The following is a 13,774-nucleotide window of genomic DNA, read 5'->3' on the forward strand; positions in this document are numbered from 1 at the left end:
ACATACTTTCTAAAATGTTCTCGGTTTATTCTTTGTTAGGATGCTACGCTTGGTTCGATTCTGCAAGGCAATTCGAGCGTGCGGCCGTCGGAGGAGGGGGGCTGGATGTTTGCGATGCCTGCTGCCTCTGGCTCGAATTGTAAACTGGCCCCATTTCGTGGGAACGGGATTGTGCTGGCTCGTACTCGGCCCCCATCCAGCGTAGCCTCACGAACCAGTCGCCCCGCCCGAGCCACCCACCCTTGACATCCGCCCCCGCCCGCGCGATCCCCTGCGCCGATCCATCTCCCACGGCGAGGCCCCTCCATGACCCGCGACGAAGTGCTCGACGTCTTCAAGTCCTGTGGCGCGCTCCTCACCGGCCACTTCATCCTGTCGTCTGGTCTGCGCTCGCCGGTCTTCATCCAGAAGGCCCGCGTCTTCCAATATCCGGACAAGACCGAGATCGTCTGCAAGGCGCTGGCCGCGAAGATCCGCGCCGCCGGTCTCGAGCCGCTCGACGCCGTGGTCGGCCCGGCGATGGGCGGCATCATCCCGGCCTACGAGACGGCCCGGCACCTCGGCGTCCCCGCCGTGTGGACCGAGCGCGAGGCGGGCGAGATGCGCCTGCGCCGCTTCGAGCTGGCGAAGGGCGCCCGCGTCGTCATCGTCGAGGACATCGTCACCACCGGCCTCTCCTCGCGTGAGACGGTGAAGGCGCTGACCGACATCGGCGCCAACGTGGTCGCCGTCGCCTGCCTCATCGACCGTTCCGCCGGCAAGGCCGATTGCGGCGTGCCGCTGGTGGCGCTCGCCGAATACGAGGTCCCGGCCTATCCGGCGGATGCTCTTCCGCCGGAACTGGCGGCGATCCCCCCGGTCAAGCCCGGCAGCCGCAACATCTGAAGCGCAGGGGAGGGCGGGGCGGTGCCGCCCCCCTGATCCGCACGCCCCGTCTTGTTCCCGTCTCGCCGAGCCCTTATGTCTCGGGTCTTCCGCGCGCCCGTCTTCCCGAGGATTCCCGCCGATGGCGACCACCTCCGACAGCAAGCTCCGCCTCGGCGTCAACATCGATCACGTCGCCACCATCCGCAACGCCCGCGGCGGCGAGCGGCCGGACCCGGTGCGCGCCGCCCATCTCGCCGCTCACGCCGGCGCCGACGGCATCACCGCCCATCTGCGCGAGGATCGCCGCCACATCCGCGACGAGGACATCCGCCGGCTGATGGAGGAGATCCATCTGCCGCTCAACCTCGAGATGGCGGCGACCGACGAGATGCTGGCGATCGCGTTGCGCCACAAGCCGCACGCCGCCTGCATCGTGCCGGAGCGCCGCGCCGAACGCACCACCGAGGGCGGCCTCGACGTCGTCGGCGGCCACACCCATCTCGCGCCGGTGGTGGCGAAGCTGGTCGATGCCGGTGTCCGCGTCTCGCTCTTCATCGAGCCCGATCAGGCTCAACTCGACGCCGCCCGGGCCCTCGGCGCCCCGGTGGTCGAACTCCACACCGGACGCTACTGCGATCTCTTCGATGCCGGCGACGAGCGTCTCGCCGGCATCGAGCTGCAGCGCCTGCGCGCCGCCGCCCGCCACGGTGCCGACCTCGGCCTCGAGATCCACGCCGGCCACGGCCTCGCCTACGAGAGCGTCGGCCACATCGCCGCCATCCACGAGGTGCGCGAGCTCAACATCGGCCATTTCCTCATCGGCGAGGCGATCTTCGTCGGGCTCGAGGCGTCGATCCGCGAGATGCGCCGCCTGATGGACGACGCGCGGCCGGGCTGAGGCGACGGGGAGGGGATCATGATCGTCGGCATCGGGTCCGATCTGATCGACATCCGTCGGGTGGAGAAGACGCTGGAGCGTTTCGGCGAACGCTTCACCCGGCGCTGCTTCACCGAGATCGAGCGCGCCAAGTCGGATCGCCGGCACAATCGCGCCGCCTCCTACGCCAAGCGCTTCGCCGCCAAGGAGGCGTGTTCCAAGGCGCTCGGTTCGGGCATCTCGATGGGGGTGGCGTGGCGCGATCTCGGTGTGGTCAACGAGCCGACCGGCAAGCCGACCATGGTCCTGACCGGCTGGGCGGAGCGGCGCCTCGCCGAGCTGACACCGGCCGGCCTCGTCGCCCGCATCGACCTCACCATCACCGACGACTACCCGCTCGCCCAGGCTTTCGTCGTCATCTCCGCCTGGCCGGCGGACTGGCCGGCGCGGTGAGGCGCGTGCCGCCGTTGTTGCGAGCCGGGCTCCGCGGGAGTATCACCGGCGCCACCGAGCCCCGAGGAACCGAGACGACATGAGCGAGACCACCGAACCGAAGCACGGCGAAAGCGGCCTCGTCGAGACCATCAAGGTCATCGTCCAGGCGCTGTTGCTCGCCCTCGTCGTCCGCACCTTCTTCTATCAGCCGTTCAACATCCCCTCCGGTTCGATGAAGTCGACGCTGCTGGTCGGCGACTATCTCTTCGTGTCGAAGTTCAGCTACGGCTATTCGAAGTACTCCTTCCCCTATGCGCTGGCGCCGTTCTCCGGCCGCATCTTCGGCTCGGAGCCGAAGCGCGGCGACGTGGTGGTCTTCAAGCTGCCGCGCGACAACGAGACCGATTACATCAAGCGCGTCGTCGGTCTGCCCGGCGACCGCATCCAGGTGAAGCACGGCCTCCTCCACATCAACGGCGAGCCGGTGAAGGTCGAGCCGCTCGAGCCCTATGTCGAGAAGGACCGCTGGGGCGCCCGCGCTCGTCTGCAAGCCTTCAAGGAGACACTGCCGAACGGTGTCTCCCACACCATCCTCAAGCGTGACGCCGAGGGTTTCCAGAACAACACCCAGGAATATCTCGTCCCCGCCGGCCACTATTTCATGATGGGCGACAACCGCGACAACTCGCAGGACAGCCGCTATCTCGACATGGTCGGCTACGTGCCGGCGGAGAACCTGATCGGCAAGGCGCAGGTGATCTTCTTCTCGATCCAGGAGGGGGCGACCCCCTGGGCCTTCTGGACCTGGCCTTGGGAGATCCGCTGGGGTCGACTGGCGAACCTGATATGAGCGAGCCCTCCGACGCTTTCGACGCCCTCGAGGCGCGCATCGGCCATCGCTTCGCCGATCGTACTCTGCTGGCGCGCGCGCTCACCCACACCTCCGCCGTCGGCAATGCCGCCGCGAGCTACCAGCGGCTCGAGTTCCTCGGCGACCGCGTCCTGGCGCTGACCGTCGCCGGCATGGTCTATCGCGCCTTCCCGCAAGCCGACGAGGGCGAACTCGCCCGCCGCCTCAATGCGCTGGTCAAGCGCGAGACCTGCGCCGAAGTGGCGCGCGAGCTGCAACTCGGCGAGGCGGTGCGCCTCGGCTCGGGCGAGGCCCAGTCGGGTGGGCGCGCCAAGAGTGCCATCCTCGGCGACATCGCCGAGGCGCTGATCGCCGCCATCCATCTCGACGCCGGCTTCGAGGTCGCTTCCGCCTTCGTCGAGCGCCATTGGCGCGAGCGGATGATGACGGCGCGCGGCCCCTTGCGCGACGCCAAGACGACGTTGCAGGAATGGCTCCAGGGCCGCGGTCTCGCCGCGCCGACCTATCGCCAGGTCTCGCGCACCGGCCCCGATCACGATCCGCTCTTCACCATCGCCGCCGATCTCGTCGGCGAGGAGGGCGCCCACGGCACCGGCCGCTCCAAGCGCGAGGCCGAACAGAACGCCGCCACCCGCGTACTGGTCCGCGAGGGCCTGTGGAAGGACTCCGATGTCTGACGACGACGACCGCGCCGAAGGCGCGAAGCCGAAGAAGCCGAAGAAGCCCGTGCCGGCCGAGCCGGCGTGGACGACGCGCGCTGGCTTCGTCGCGCTGATCGGCGCCCCCAACGCCGGCAAGTCGACGCTCTTGAACCAGCTCGTCGGCACCAAGGTGTCGATCGTCACCCACAAGGTCCAGACCACCCGGGCGCTGATCCGCGGCGTCTGCATCGAAGGCGACGCGCAGGTCATCTTCGTCGACACCCCCGGCATCTTCCGCCCGCGCCGCCGGCTCGACCGCGCCATGGTGACGACCGCCTGGGGCGGTGCCGCCGATGCCGACGTCGTGGCGGTGCTGATCGACGCCAAGAAGGGCCTCGACGAGGCGGCGCTCGGCGTCTTCGAACGGCTGAAGGACGTCCGCCGCAAGAAGATCCTCATCCTCAACAAGGTCGACCTCGTCCGCCGCGACACGCTGTTGGCGCTCACCGCGAAGACCAACGAACTCGCCGATTTCGACCGCACCTTCATGGTCTCGGCGCTGACCGGCGACCATGTCGACGACGTGCTGAAGTATCTCGCCGGCGAGATGCCGCCCGGCCCCTGGCTCTATCCGGAGGATCAGATCTCCGATCTGCCGATGCGCCAGCTCGCCGCCGAGATCACCCGCGAGAAGTGCTTCCTGCGCCTCCACGACGAGTTGCCCTACGAGTCGACCGTCGAGACCGAGCTGTGGAAGGACCAGAAGGACGGCTCCGTCCGCATCGAGCAGACGATCTACGTCGCCCGCGAGAGCCAGAAGGGCATCGTTCTCGGCAAGGGTGGCGAGACCATCAAGGCGATCTCCATGGCGGCGCGCAAGGAACTCGCCGAGATCGCCGAGAAGCCGGTCCACCTCTTCCTCTTCGTCAAGGTGCGCGAGAACTGGTCCGACGACCCCGAGCGCTACCGCGAGATGGGGCTCGAATTCCCCAAAGGGTGAGGCGGCGGCGGGGGCGATCTCATGGAATGGATCGACACCGGCCTCGTTCTGGGAAGTCGTCGCCTCGGCGAAGCGGACGCCTTGGTCGAACTCATGACCCGCGACCACGGCCGCCATCTCGGCGTGGTCAAGGGCGGCCGATCGAAGCGCTGGACCGCCGCACTCCAGGTCGGCAACCGGGTGCGGGCGGTGTGGCGGGCCCGCCTCGACGAACATGTCGGTACCTGGGCGATCGAGCCGCTCGACGCCCGCGCCGCCGAACTGATGGGAAGCGCCGTGGCGCTCAACGGCGTCCAGACGCTCGCCGCGCACCTGAGGCTGTTGCCCGAACGCGATCCTCATCCCGAACTCTTCGAGGCGATGGTGGCGATCGTCGATCACCTCGGCGAACCGCGGCTCGCCGGTGAACTCATCGTCCGCTTCGAACTGGCGATGATCGAGGCGCTCGGCTTCGGTCTCGATCTCGGCGTCTGCGCGCTGACCGGCGCCACCGAGGATCTCGCCTGGGTGAGCCCGCGCACCGGCCGCGCCGCGTCCCGGGAAGCCGGTGCGCCGCACGCCGCCAAACTGCTGGTCCTGCCGAGCTTTCTCGCCGGTCGAAGCGCCGGCGAGCCGTCGACCTGGGGCGGCGCGGCGATCGAGGAGATCCTCGCCGGCTTCCGCCTCTCCGGTCACTTCCTCGCTCGCCACGTCTGGGAGCCGCGCGCCGTGACGCCGCCGGCCACCCGCGACGGTCTGATCGCGGCGCTCTCCCGCGCGCACCTCAGCGGCGAGGCTTGAAGGCGTGACCGAAGCCGTTGCGCAGGCCGAGCCGGCGCACCTTGGCCGAGCCCGGTTCCGGCCGATCCCAGTCGATGTCGTCGGGATCCTTGACCAGCGGGATCAGATCCCACAGCGGTGAGCGGCCCTCCATCGCCTCCGTGCCGCCCGCGGCGAGCCGTTCGCGCTGCAACTCGAGCAATTCCTCGAAGGCATCGGCCGGGATCGCCGGGCTGAACAGATAGCCCTGGTATTCGTGGCAGTTGCGCGCCTCGAGCCAGGCCAGCTGTTCTTCCGTCTCGACGCCTTCGGCGATGGTTCTGAGGCCCAACAGGTGGCACATGCCGATGATCAGCTCGGCGAGTGCCGGCCGCGTCTCGAGCGTCGCGATGAACGAGCGGTCGATCTTCAGCGTGTCGATCGGGTGGTGCTGGATGGTGGCGAGGTTGGAGTAGCCGGTGCCGAAATCGTCGATGGCGATGGAGAAGCCGAGTTCGGTCAGCGTCCGCAGGATCTCGGCGGTGGTTTCGTCGTCGCCGACCAGCGTCGATTCGGTGATCTCGATCTGCATGCGCCGCGGATCGCACCCCGTCTCCGCGACGATCGCCTCGATGTTGGTCTTCAGGCGCCGATCGCCGAACTGGCGGGCCGACAGGTTGACCGAGATGGTGATGTCGTGTCCGGCATCGGCCCAGGCCTTCTGGCGCAGCGCCGCGTCGTGGATGACCTCGGTGCCGATGCGGTCGATCAGGCCCGTCTTCTCGGCATGCGGGATGAAGGCGCCCGGCAGGATCATGCCGCGGGTCGGATGGTGCCAGCGCAGCAGCGCCTCCGCCCCGACGATCCGCCCGTCGGCGATCGACAGCCGGGGCTGATAGAAGAGCTCGAATTCGTCGCGCTCGAAAGCGCGCAGCAGGCTCGCCTCGAGTTCGAGTTGCGCCTCGACCTCGGCCTTGAGCGCCGCGGTGAAGGGCACGGCGCGGCCGCGCCCCTGATCCTTCGCCGCGTACATGGCGAGATCGGCGTGGCGCATCAGGGTGTCGAGGTCGCCACCGTCCTCCGGAAAGGCGCACATGCCGATCGAGGCGGAGACGACGAGCCGGCGACCGCCGAGCAGGATCGGCGCGTCGAGTTCGTTCAGGATGCGTCGCGACACGCTCTCGCAGCGCCGTCCGTTGCGGCCGAGCGACAGGCAGACGAGGAACTCGTCGCCGCCGAGACGCGCGACGAAATCGTCGCGCCGGACCGAGCGGTCGAGCCGCCGCGCCACCTCGACGAGGAGCCGATCACCGTGCAGGTGGCCGAGCGAATCGTTGATCGTCTTGAAGCGGTCGAGGTCGATGAAGAGCAGCGCCACGCGCTCCCCCGCCGCCTCGGCGGCGGCGAGCCGGCGCTCGACCTCGATCTGCAGCAGCGTCCGATTGGGCAGCCCGGTCAGGAGATCGTGGTGGGCGAGGAAGCGGATCTGGTCTTCCGCCATCTTGCGGGCGGTGACGTCGGTCTCGCTGACCAGCCGTGCCGGTCGGCCGCTCACAGCGTCGCAGCAGGCGCGCGCCGCGACCTCGTGCCAGCGGGTTCCGTCCGGGGTGACGACCCGCACGACCGCCTCGGCGTGGCCCTCGCGGTCCAGCCGTCGCAGGAAGGCGTCGCGATCGGGGCTCTCGACGAAGCGTTCGGTGAAGGGTTCGCCCTCGCGCACCACGGCGCCGCGCGCCGCCGGATTGCGGTAGAGCGCCGTGCCCTCGTCGTCGTAGAGCGAGATCATCACCGGCGTGTGCAGCAGCGCTTCGGCCGATCTGAGCCGCTCCGGCGTGTCGTGGATCTCGGCGAGCGCCTCGCACAGCATCGCCATGCGCCCGTCGGGCAGGCGGTGGCCGGAGAAGACGACGCGCCGCGTCGTCGGAACACCGTCCGGATAGAGCGTCCACATCTCCGAAAAGCGGACGTCCGACCGCTCGAAGTCGGCCTGATACTGGCGCAGCCGGTCGCGCACCGAGGTCGACATGTCGGCGCCGAGATCGCGTGCGGCGAGCGCCGCGACGCTCTCGGCCCGCCACAGCGCCAGCGCCGCGGCATTGGCCATCACCACGCGCGAGCGATCGATGTCGAAGACCCAGATCGGCGTCTGCAGACGGTTCGCCACCGTCGCGAAGCCGCCGGCACAGCCGGTCTCGGGTGGTGGGGCTCCGGATCCGGAGGTGATGCGTGGTGTCGAGGACATGAGACGACCGTCGGCGAACCAGGAGCGGAGGATCTCGCGGCGACTCGTGTTGCCGCCAAACGACCCTTCGCCGACTGTCGTTCGCCTTCGTTAACCCACGGTAAACCAAATCGATCCGATGCCGGGCCGAAGCCGGAATTCGACAAGAGGTCCACGGCCGGGATCGCGGCCGGCACGAAATCGCGTCACATCGCCATCAGAAGCAGGGCCAGGATCTGCGGCGCCAGGATGCGCAGGCCCATCACCAACGGATAGACGGTGGCATAGGCGAGCGACTGGGCCTCGGAGGTCGGCGCCATGGCGTTGGCGAAGGCGAGTGCCGGCGGGTCGGTCATCGACCCGGCGAGCAGGCCGCACAGGCTGAGGAAGTCGACCCCGAGGACGATCCGCGCCACGAAAGCGGTGATCATCAACGGCACCAGGGTGATGACCGCGCCCCAGAAGACCCAGGAGATCCCGTCGCCGTTGGCCAGCGTCTCGATGAAATGGGCGCCCGACTTGAAGCCGACGACGGCGAGGAAGAGCACGATGCCGAGCTCGCGCAGCGCCAGGTTGGCGACCGGCGGCATGAACCAGACGAGCGGTCCGACGTGGCCGACGCGCGACAGTGCGATCGCCGCGATCAGCGGCCCGCCGGCGAGCCCGAGGCGGATCGGTACGCTCGACGCGCCGAAGGAGAGGTCGATCGAGCCCAGTGCGATGCCCAGCGCGATGCCGATGAACATCGGGATCGGATCGAACTCCTTCAGCCGCTGTTCCGAATTGCCGACGAAGCCGGCGACCTCTTCGAGGTCCTCGCGACGGCCGACGACGTTGAGGATGTCGCCGAACTGCAGCTTCAGCGCCGGTGGCGTCACCAGTTCGACGCCGGCGCGCACCACGCGGGAGATCTTGACGTCGAAGCGGCTCTCCAGGCCGAGCGCCGCGATCGTCTGGCCGAGCACGTGGTCGGAGGTGACGACGATTCGCTCCCAGCTGATGTCGGTGCCCCTGGTGGTCAGCGCCTGCTCGTGGAGGACGCCGATCGCCTCGGCGATCTCCATCAGCCGCTCGTGCGGCCCGACGAGATGCAGCACGTCGCCGATCTCGATCCAGGTGGTGGCATGGGGCACGCGCAGCTTGCCCTGACGCAGCAGCCGCGAAGCGACGACGTCGCCGCGCTCCATCCCCGGCAACTTGGCGAGCGCCAGGCCGGCGAGGTCGGGATTGGTGAAGATGACGTCGAGCGTCTCGATCTCCGCCACCTCGGCCTTGCGCTTGGCCTCGAACTCCTTCGCCGCCCGGGCCGGATCGATGCGGAAGACGGCGCGCACCGTGACCATGGTGAGGAGGATGCCGACGATGCCGAACGGATAGGCGACGGCGTAGCCGAGACCGGTCAGCCCGATCTCGCCCGGCGCCGTCCCCATGTCGGCCAGCACCTGCTGCGCCGCGCCGAGCGACGGCGTGTTGGTGGTCGCGCCCGACAGCACGCCGAGCACGGCGGCGAGCGGCACATGCGCGAAGAGATGGATCATCGCCGCCACCGCCGCGCCGCTCACCACGATCGTCGCCGCGATCAGGTTGAGCTTCAGCCCGGACTTCTTCAGCGCCGTGAAGAAGCCCGGCCCGACCTGGATGCCGATCGTGTAGACGAAGAGGATGAGGCCGAACTCGCGCACGAAGTCGAGCACCTCGTGATCGAGCTTCAATCCCGAGCGATTGGCGAGATCGCCGATGAAGAGGCCGGCGAAGAGCACGCCGCCGATGCCGAGGCTCGCGCCGCGGACCGAGACCCGCCCGAGGAAGAGCCCGAGCGTGCCGATGATGCTCAGCGCCAGAACCGCCTTGGCCACGGCCGGCATCGCGGAGATGAACTGCCAGATCATCGACGAGGTCCCCCCCTCGGCCGCACCATGCATATCGAAATTCCAGATGCGACGAATCGTGAAGGCGCATCATGCCCCGTTCGTCGATATTGCGCTGCAACATTTTCGCATCGCTTCCGAGTGATTCGTGCGACCCGCTCGACGATGGTGCCGGCCGCGCGCGTCGGGCGCACGGGTATTCGCTTGTCTGCGAATGCCGAACTCTCTAATTCCGAATCATGGGAACGCGAGTGATTCCGCCGGGACACGGCGACGATGGCGAGGGGCCGGGCGGCGAGATCCTGCCCGTCAATCTGCGCGAGGCGCTCGAGGAGCGCTACCTCGCCTATGCGCTGTCGACCATCATGCACCGGGCGCTGCCCGACGTGCGCGACGGATTGAAGCCGGTCCATCGCCGCCTGCTCTACGCCATGCGCGAACTCAGGCTCGATCCCTCGTCGGCGTTCAAGAAGTGCGCCCGCGTCGTCGGCGACGTCATCGGCAAGTACCATCCGCATGGCGATCAGGCGGTCTACGACGCCATGGTGCGCCTCGCCCAGGACTTCGCCCAGCGCTATCCCCTCGTCGACGGTCAGGGCAACTTCGGCAACATCGACGGCGATAACCCGGCCGCGATGCGCTACACCGAGGCCCGCCTCACCGACGTCGCCGTCCTCATTCTCGAGGGCCTCGACGAGGACGCCGTCGACTTCCGCCCGAACTACGACGGCTCCGAGGACGAGCCGGTGGTACTCCCCGGCGCCTTCCCCAATCTTCTCGCCAACGGCTCCTCCGGCATCGCCGTCGGCATGGCCACCTCGATCCCGCCGCACAACGCCCACGAGGTCTGCAAAGCGGCGCTGAAGCTGATCGAGGCGCCCGAGACGAGCGTCGAGGACCTGGTCGAGATCGTCCCCGGCCCGGACTTCCCGACCGGCGGCATCATCGTCGAGAGCCGTTCGTCGATCCTGGAGAGCTATCGCACCGGCCGCGGCGGTTTCCGCGTCCGCGCCCGATGGGACAAGGAGGATCTCGATCGCGGCACCTGGCAGGTGGTGGTCACCGAGATCCCCTATCAGGTGGCCAAGTCCCGCCTCATCGAGAAGCTCGCCGAGCTGATCAACGAGCGCAAGGTGCCGCTGCTCGAGGACGTCCGCGACGAATCCACCGAGGATGTGCGCATCGTCCTGGTGCCGAAGAGCCGCAACGTCTCGCCCGATCTGATGATGGAGAGCCTGTTCAAGCTCACCGAGCTCGAGAGCCGCATCTCCCTCAACATGAACGTGCTGTCGAAGGGCACCATCCCCGGCGTGTTGAACCTCAAGGACGTCCTCGTCCAGTGGCTCGACCACCAGAAGGACGTGCTGGTCCGCCGCTCGCAGCATCGCTTGGCGCAGATCGAGAAGCGGCTCGAGATCCTCGGCGGCCTGCTCGTCGCGTACCTCAACCTCGACGAGGTCATCCACATCATCCGCACCGAGGACGAGCCCAAGCCCGTCCTGATGGAGCGTTTCTCGATCACCGACGTCCAGGCCCAGGCCATCCTGGACATGCGGCTGAAGAACCTGCGCAAGCTCGAGGAATTCGAGATCCGCAAGGAGTTCGACGCGCTCACCAAGGAGGCGGAGCAGATCCGCGGCCTGCTGGCGTCGGACGAGAAGCAGTGGAAGGTCGTCGCCTACGAGATCAAGAAGGTCGCGGCCAAATACGGCCCCGAGACGCCGCTCGGTAAGCGTCGCACCACCTTCGCCGACGCCCCGGAGCACGACCACGCCGACATCAAGGTGGCGATGATCGAGCGCGAGCCGATCACCGTCGTCGTCTCCGACAAGGGCTGGGTGCGGACGCTGAAGGGCCACATCGACGATCTCTCCCGCCTCGAGTTCAAGCAGGGTGACAAGCTGCGCATCGCCTTCAAGGCGGAGACCATCGACAAGCTCTTGGTGTTCTCGACCGGCGGTCGCTTCTACACGCTGGAGGCGTCGAACCTCCCCGGCGGTCGCGGTCACGGCGAGCCGATCCGCCTGCAATGCGACATGGATCAGGACCAGGACGTGCTCGACGTCTTCGTCCATTTCCCCGAACGCCGCCTGCTGGTGGTCGGCAAGCAGGGCAGGGGCTTCCGCGTCGCCGAGCGCGAGGTGGTGGCCCAGACCCGCAAGGGCAAGCAGGTCCTCAACGTCTCGTCCGGCGACGAGGCCCGCCTCTGCGTCGAGGTGCCGGACGGGGCGACCCACGTCGCGGTCATCGGCGACAACCGCAAGCTCCTGGTCTTCCCCGTGGATCAGGTGCCGGAGATGACCCGCGGTTCGGGTGTCCGGCTGCAGAAGTACCGCGACGGCGGCATCGCCGCGGTGAAGTGCTTCGTCGGCGCTACCGGCCTGACCTGGACCGACTCGGCCGGCCGCACCTATGTGCGCAGCCTCGAGGAACTGAAGGACTGGCTCGGCAATCGCGGCGACGCCGGTCGTCTGCCGCCCTCGGGCTTCCCCAAGACCAACCGCTTCGACCCGGCGTGACGCGGAATGTGAGGAGCGACCGCACCTCGCCGAATTCCTGTCGAGAACCGTCCTCGGACATCTGTCCCTCTCGCCCGGATCCGATAAGATGCGCGCGGCTCTCGCGCCCCCTTCGGATGACGCGCGGGACGCGTGACGGCGTCGTGGCGGCGGCGGGCGATCAGGGAATTCCGCGAGGCGCATTCCGCGTCCGCACGATCGACGCGGGCGCGATCAGCGTCCGCGGGCCCCGCGCGGTGGAAGCCGCGCCGTATGTCGAGGAGCACATCATGTCTTATCTGCGCAAGGGCGTCGCCGGCGAGCCGGTCCGCATCCTCCAGGCCAAGCTCGGCGTCACCGCCGACGGCGATTTCGGTCCCGGCACCGAGAAGGCGCTGAAGGAGTATCAGTCGGCCCACGGCCTCGCCGCCGACGGCATCGCCGGCCCCGACACCTTCATGGCCATGGGCCTCTCCGAGCTCGTCCTGCTCGGCGTCGGCTCCAAGGGCGCGACGGTGAAGAAGCTCCAGGAAGCCCTCGGCATCTCCGCCGACGGCGTCTTCGGTCAGGGCACCAAGAAGGCGGTGATGGCCTTCCAGGAGAAGAACGGTCTCGATGTCGACGGCTTCGCCGGTCCGGCCACGCTCTCCAGGATGACCGCCTTCGCCGCTCAGGTGACCGAGGTGCACGTCGCCGCCGCCGAACTGCCGGCCGGCGCCGTCGTCTCCGGCGAACCGCTGCCGGCCGCGCCGGGCGCCGATGCGCCCGCCGAAGCCCCGCCGAAGAAGTCGGTCTGGGGCACCGTCAAGGGCTGGTTCAGCTGAGGTCTCACACCGCGGGGCACCGACGGTCGCGAGCGGTCGACCGGTGCCCCGCGGCCGATCTCCGTCGTTTCCGCGCCGGCTCGCGCCGCGATCCTGTCGGCCCGTCGCGTCCCGTCACCTCGGGTGACCCCCCCGTTCACCAGTTGTGGATAGTTTCCCGCCTTTCGAGGAATTTCCGCCGGGGGTTCGGCGTTCTGGTATCATCCGTCACACGCGTGGCGGGCGCGTTCGAGTTCGGGAGGAGGGGGCACTTCCGATGGCGTTGTTCGAGTTGATCTCGGGGGATTTCGAGCCCGAGCACGTGCGTCTGCGCTATTCCGAAGCCGGTCGCGCCTATCTCCGACTGATGTCGATCGACGGTGTCGCCGAGGATGTCTTCCTCGAGCGCGCGGTCGCCGCCGTCGCCGAGAGCGGCGAGGGCCGGGTCGGCGAATACCTCGCGCGCTGGGCCGAACGCGACGGCTTCACGCTGCACCATCTGCGTGCCGAATCCGTCCGCGCCACCGATCGCGCCCGTCGCGGCGACGGCCGCGGTGGCGGTGACGGTCGCGGCGAGCGAATCTTCGTGGTGCTGCTGCGCGATGGACGCAAGTTCGTCGCCCGCGGTTCCGCCGACGTGGTGCAGGAGATCCGTCTCGCCTCGATGCCGGCCGACCGCCGCGCCAAGCTCTCCCGCCTCGACGGTGTGCGCGATCGTGCCGGTGCGGGACCGGCGCCGGCCGGGCGCCTGCCGCGTCTCGTTCCCGGCCTCATCGCCCGCTTCCTGCCCAATCGCTGACGTCACGCGCCGACGAGCATGCACTGATCCCACCTCGATCGGCGGGCCGGTCGATCCGCATCTCGTGAGACGGGCGACGTCGGGGGATGACCGAGGGCTCCCTCAGAGTCCGTTTTGAAAATCACGGATGAGCGTTTCGCCTGAGGAGATTGCCAC

12 protein-coding genes are annotated in these 13,774 nt (G+C 68.5%); 10 read left to right on the forward strand and 2 right to left on the reverse strand.

Translation table 11 applies throughout. The annotated features are described in order from the left end of the window. Nucleotides 1-306 precede the first annotated feature (306 nt). The 7 genes from pyrE (at nucleotide 307) to recO (ending at nucleotide 5,471) form a co-directional block, all read left to right on the forward strand. Nucleotides 307-885 carry an orotate phosphoribosyltransferase gene (gene pyrE / locus V7Q42_RS12340; protein ID WP_333824383.1) on the forward strand — a complete coding sequence of 193 codons (579 nt, stop codon included), beginning with the start codon at nucleotides 307-309 and terminating at the stop codon, nucleotides 883-885. A 121-nt stretch (nucleotides 886-1,006) separates the two neighbouring features. After that, nucleotides 1,007-1,765 (forward strand): pyridoxine 5'-phosphate synthase, encoded by a 759-nt coding sequence (locus tag V7Q42_RS12345; RefSeq protein WP_333824384.1) that lies wholly within the window; start codon nucleotides 1,007-1,009, stop codon nucleotides 1,763-1,765. An 18-nt stretch (nucleotides 1,766-1,783) separates the two neighbouring features. After that, on the forward strand, nucleotides 1,784-2,197 hold the full coding sequence (gene acpS, locus V7Q42_RS12350; RefSeq protein ID WP_333824385.1) for a holo-ACP synthase: 414 nt from the start codon (nucleotides 1,784-1,786) through the stop codon (nucleotides 2,195-2,197). Nucleotides 2,198-2,276: 79 nt separating this feature from the next. Then, on the forward strand, nucleotides 2,277-3,029 hold the full coding sequence (lepB, locus tag V7Q42_RS12355) for a signal peptidase I (RefSeq protein ID WP_333824386.1): 753 nt from the start codon (nucleotides 2,277-2,279) through the stop codon (nucleotides 3,027-3,029). Further along, nucleotides 3,026-3,727, forward strand: a complete 702-nt coding sequence (gene rnc, locus V7Q42_RS12360; protein WP_333824387.1) for a ribonuclease III — start codon at nucleotides 3,026-3,028, stop codon at nucleotides 3,725-3,727. The genes lepB and rnc overlap by 4 nt, the downstream gene beginning before the upstream one ends. Next, nucleotides 3,720-4,691: a GTPase Era gene (gene era / locus V7Q42_RS12365; RefSeq protein ID WP_333824388.1), complete on the forward strand. Its 972-nt coding sequence runs from the start codon at nucleotides 3,720-3,722 to the stop codon at nucleotides 4,689-4,691. Before rnc ends, era begins: the two co-directional genes overlap by 8 nt. Before the next feature lie 21 nt (nucleotides 4,692-4,712). Next, a complete protein-coding gene (gene recO, locus V7Q42_RS12370) occupies nucleotides 4,713-5,471 on the forward strand; it encodes a DNA repair protein RecO (protein WP_333824389.1) in 759 nt (252 codons plus the stop codon). On the opposite strand, the gene V7Q42_RS12375 is transcribed toward recO, so the two are convergent. After that, nucleotides 5,455-7,671, reverse strand: coding sequence for a putative bifunctional diguanylate cyclase/phosphodiesterase (locus tag V7Q42_RS12375; protein ID WP_333824390.1), 2,217 nt, complete (start codon nucleotides 7,669-7,671; stop codon nucleotides 5,455-5,457). The two genes, recO and V7Q42_RS12375, sit on opposite strands and share 17 nt — an antisense overlap. Before the next feature lie 185 nt (nucleotides 7,672-7,856). Next, the gene (locus V7Q42_RS12380) at nucleotides 7,857-9,539 is read right to left on the reverse strand and encodes a putative transporter (protein WP_333824391.1); all 1,683 of its coding nucleotides are present in this window, start codon (nucleotides 9,537-9,539) and stop codon (nucleotides 7,857-7,859) included. Between the two features lie 218 nt (nucleotides 9,540-9,757). Here V7Q42_RS12380 and parC point away from each other — a divergent pair, with 218 nt between their 5' ends. The 3 genes from parC to V7Q42_RS12395 all read left to right on the forward strand — a co-directional run bounded on the left by parC (nucleotide 9,758) and on the right by V7Q42_RS12395 (nucleotide 13,618). Next, nucleotides 9,758-12,037: a DNA topoisomerase IV subunit A gene (gene parC / locus V7Q42_RS12385; protein WP_333824392.1), complete on the forward strand. Its 2,280-nt coding sequence runs from the start codon at nucleotides 9,758-9,760 to the stop codon at nucleotides 12,035-12,037. A 269-nt stretch (nucleotides 12,038-12,306) separates the two neighbouring features. Then, nucleotides 12,307-12,840, forward strand: coding sequence for a peptidoglycan-binding domain-containing protein (locus V7Q42_RS12390; RefSeq protein WP_333824393.1), 534 nt, complete (start codon nucleotides 12,307-12,309; stop codon nucleotides 12,838-12,840). Between the two features lie 256 nt (nucleotides 12,841-13,096). Continuing rightward, nucleotides 13,097-13,618: a hypothetical protein gene (locus V7Q42_RS12395; RefSeq protein WP_333824394.1), complete on the forward strand. Its 522-nt coding sequence runs from the start codon at nucleotides 13,097-13,099 to the stop codon at nucleotides 13,616-13,618. Nucleotides 13,619-13,774: the final 156 nt, after the last annotated feature.

The organism is Pinisolibacter sp., from assembly GCF_036782435.1.
In the GTDB taxonomy this organism is placed as follows: domain Bacteria; phylum Pseudomonadota; class Alphaproteobacteria; order Rhizobiales; family Ancalomicrobiaceae; genus CALBKH01.

Coding starts and splice junctions, on each gene's coding strand:
- V7Q42_RS12390 (WP_333824393.1), top strand. CDS start 12,307: ATGTCTTATCTGCGCAAGGGCGTCGCCGGCGAGCCGGTCCGCATCCTC.
- era (WP_333824388.1), top strand. CDS start 3,720: ATGTCTGACGACGACGACCGCGCCGAAGGCGCGAAGCCGAAGAAGCCG.
- V7Q42_RS12395 (WP_333824394.1), top strand. CDS start 13,097: ATGGCGTTGTTCGAGTTGATCTCGGGGGATTTCGAGCCCGAGCACGTG.
- lepB (WP_333824386.1), top strand. CDS start 2,277: ATGAGCGAGACCACCGAACCGAAGCACGGCGAAAGCGGCCTCGTCGAG.
- acpS (WP_333824385.1), top strand. CDS start 1,784: ATGATCGTCGGCATCGGGTCCGATCTGATCGACATCCGTCGGGTGGAG.
- V7Q42_RS12375 (WP_333824390.1), bottom strand. CDS start 7,671: ATGTCCTCGACACCACGCATCACCTCCGGATCCGGAGCCCCACCACCC.
- parC (WP_333824392.1), top strand. CDS start 9,758: ATGGGAACGCGAGTGATTCCGCCGGGACACGGCGACGATGGCGAGGGG.
- V7Q42_RS12380 (WP_333824391.1), bottom strand. CDS start 9,539: ATGATCTGGCAGTTCATCTCCGCGATGCCGGCCGTGGCCAAGGCGGTT.
- V7Q42_RS12345 (WP_333824384.1), top strand. CDS start 1,007: ATGGCGACCACCTCCGACAGCAAGCTCCGCCTCGGCGTCAACATCGAT.
- rnc (WP_333824387.1), top strand. CDS start 3,026: ATGAGCGAGCCCTCCGACGCTTTCGACGCCCTCGAGGCGCGCATCGGC.
- pyrE (WP_333824383.1), top strand. CDS start 307: ATGACCCGCGACGAAGTGCTCGACGTCTTCAAGTCCTGTGGCGCGCTC.
- recO (WP_333824389.1), top strand. CDS start 4,713: ATGGAATGGATCGACACCGGCCTCGTTCTGGGAAGTCGTCGCCTCGGC.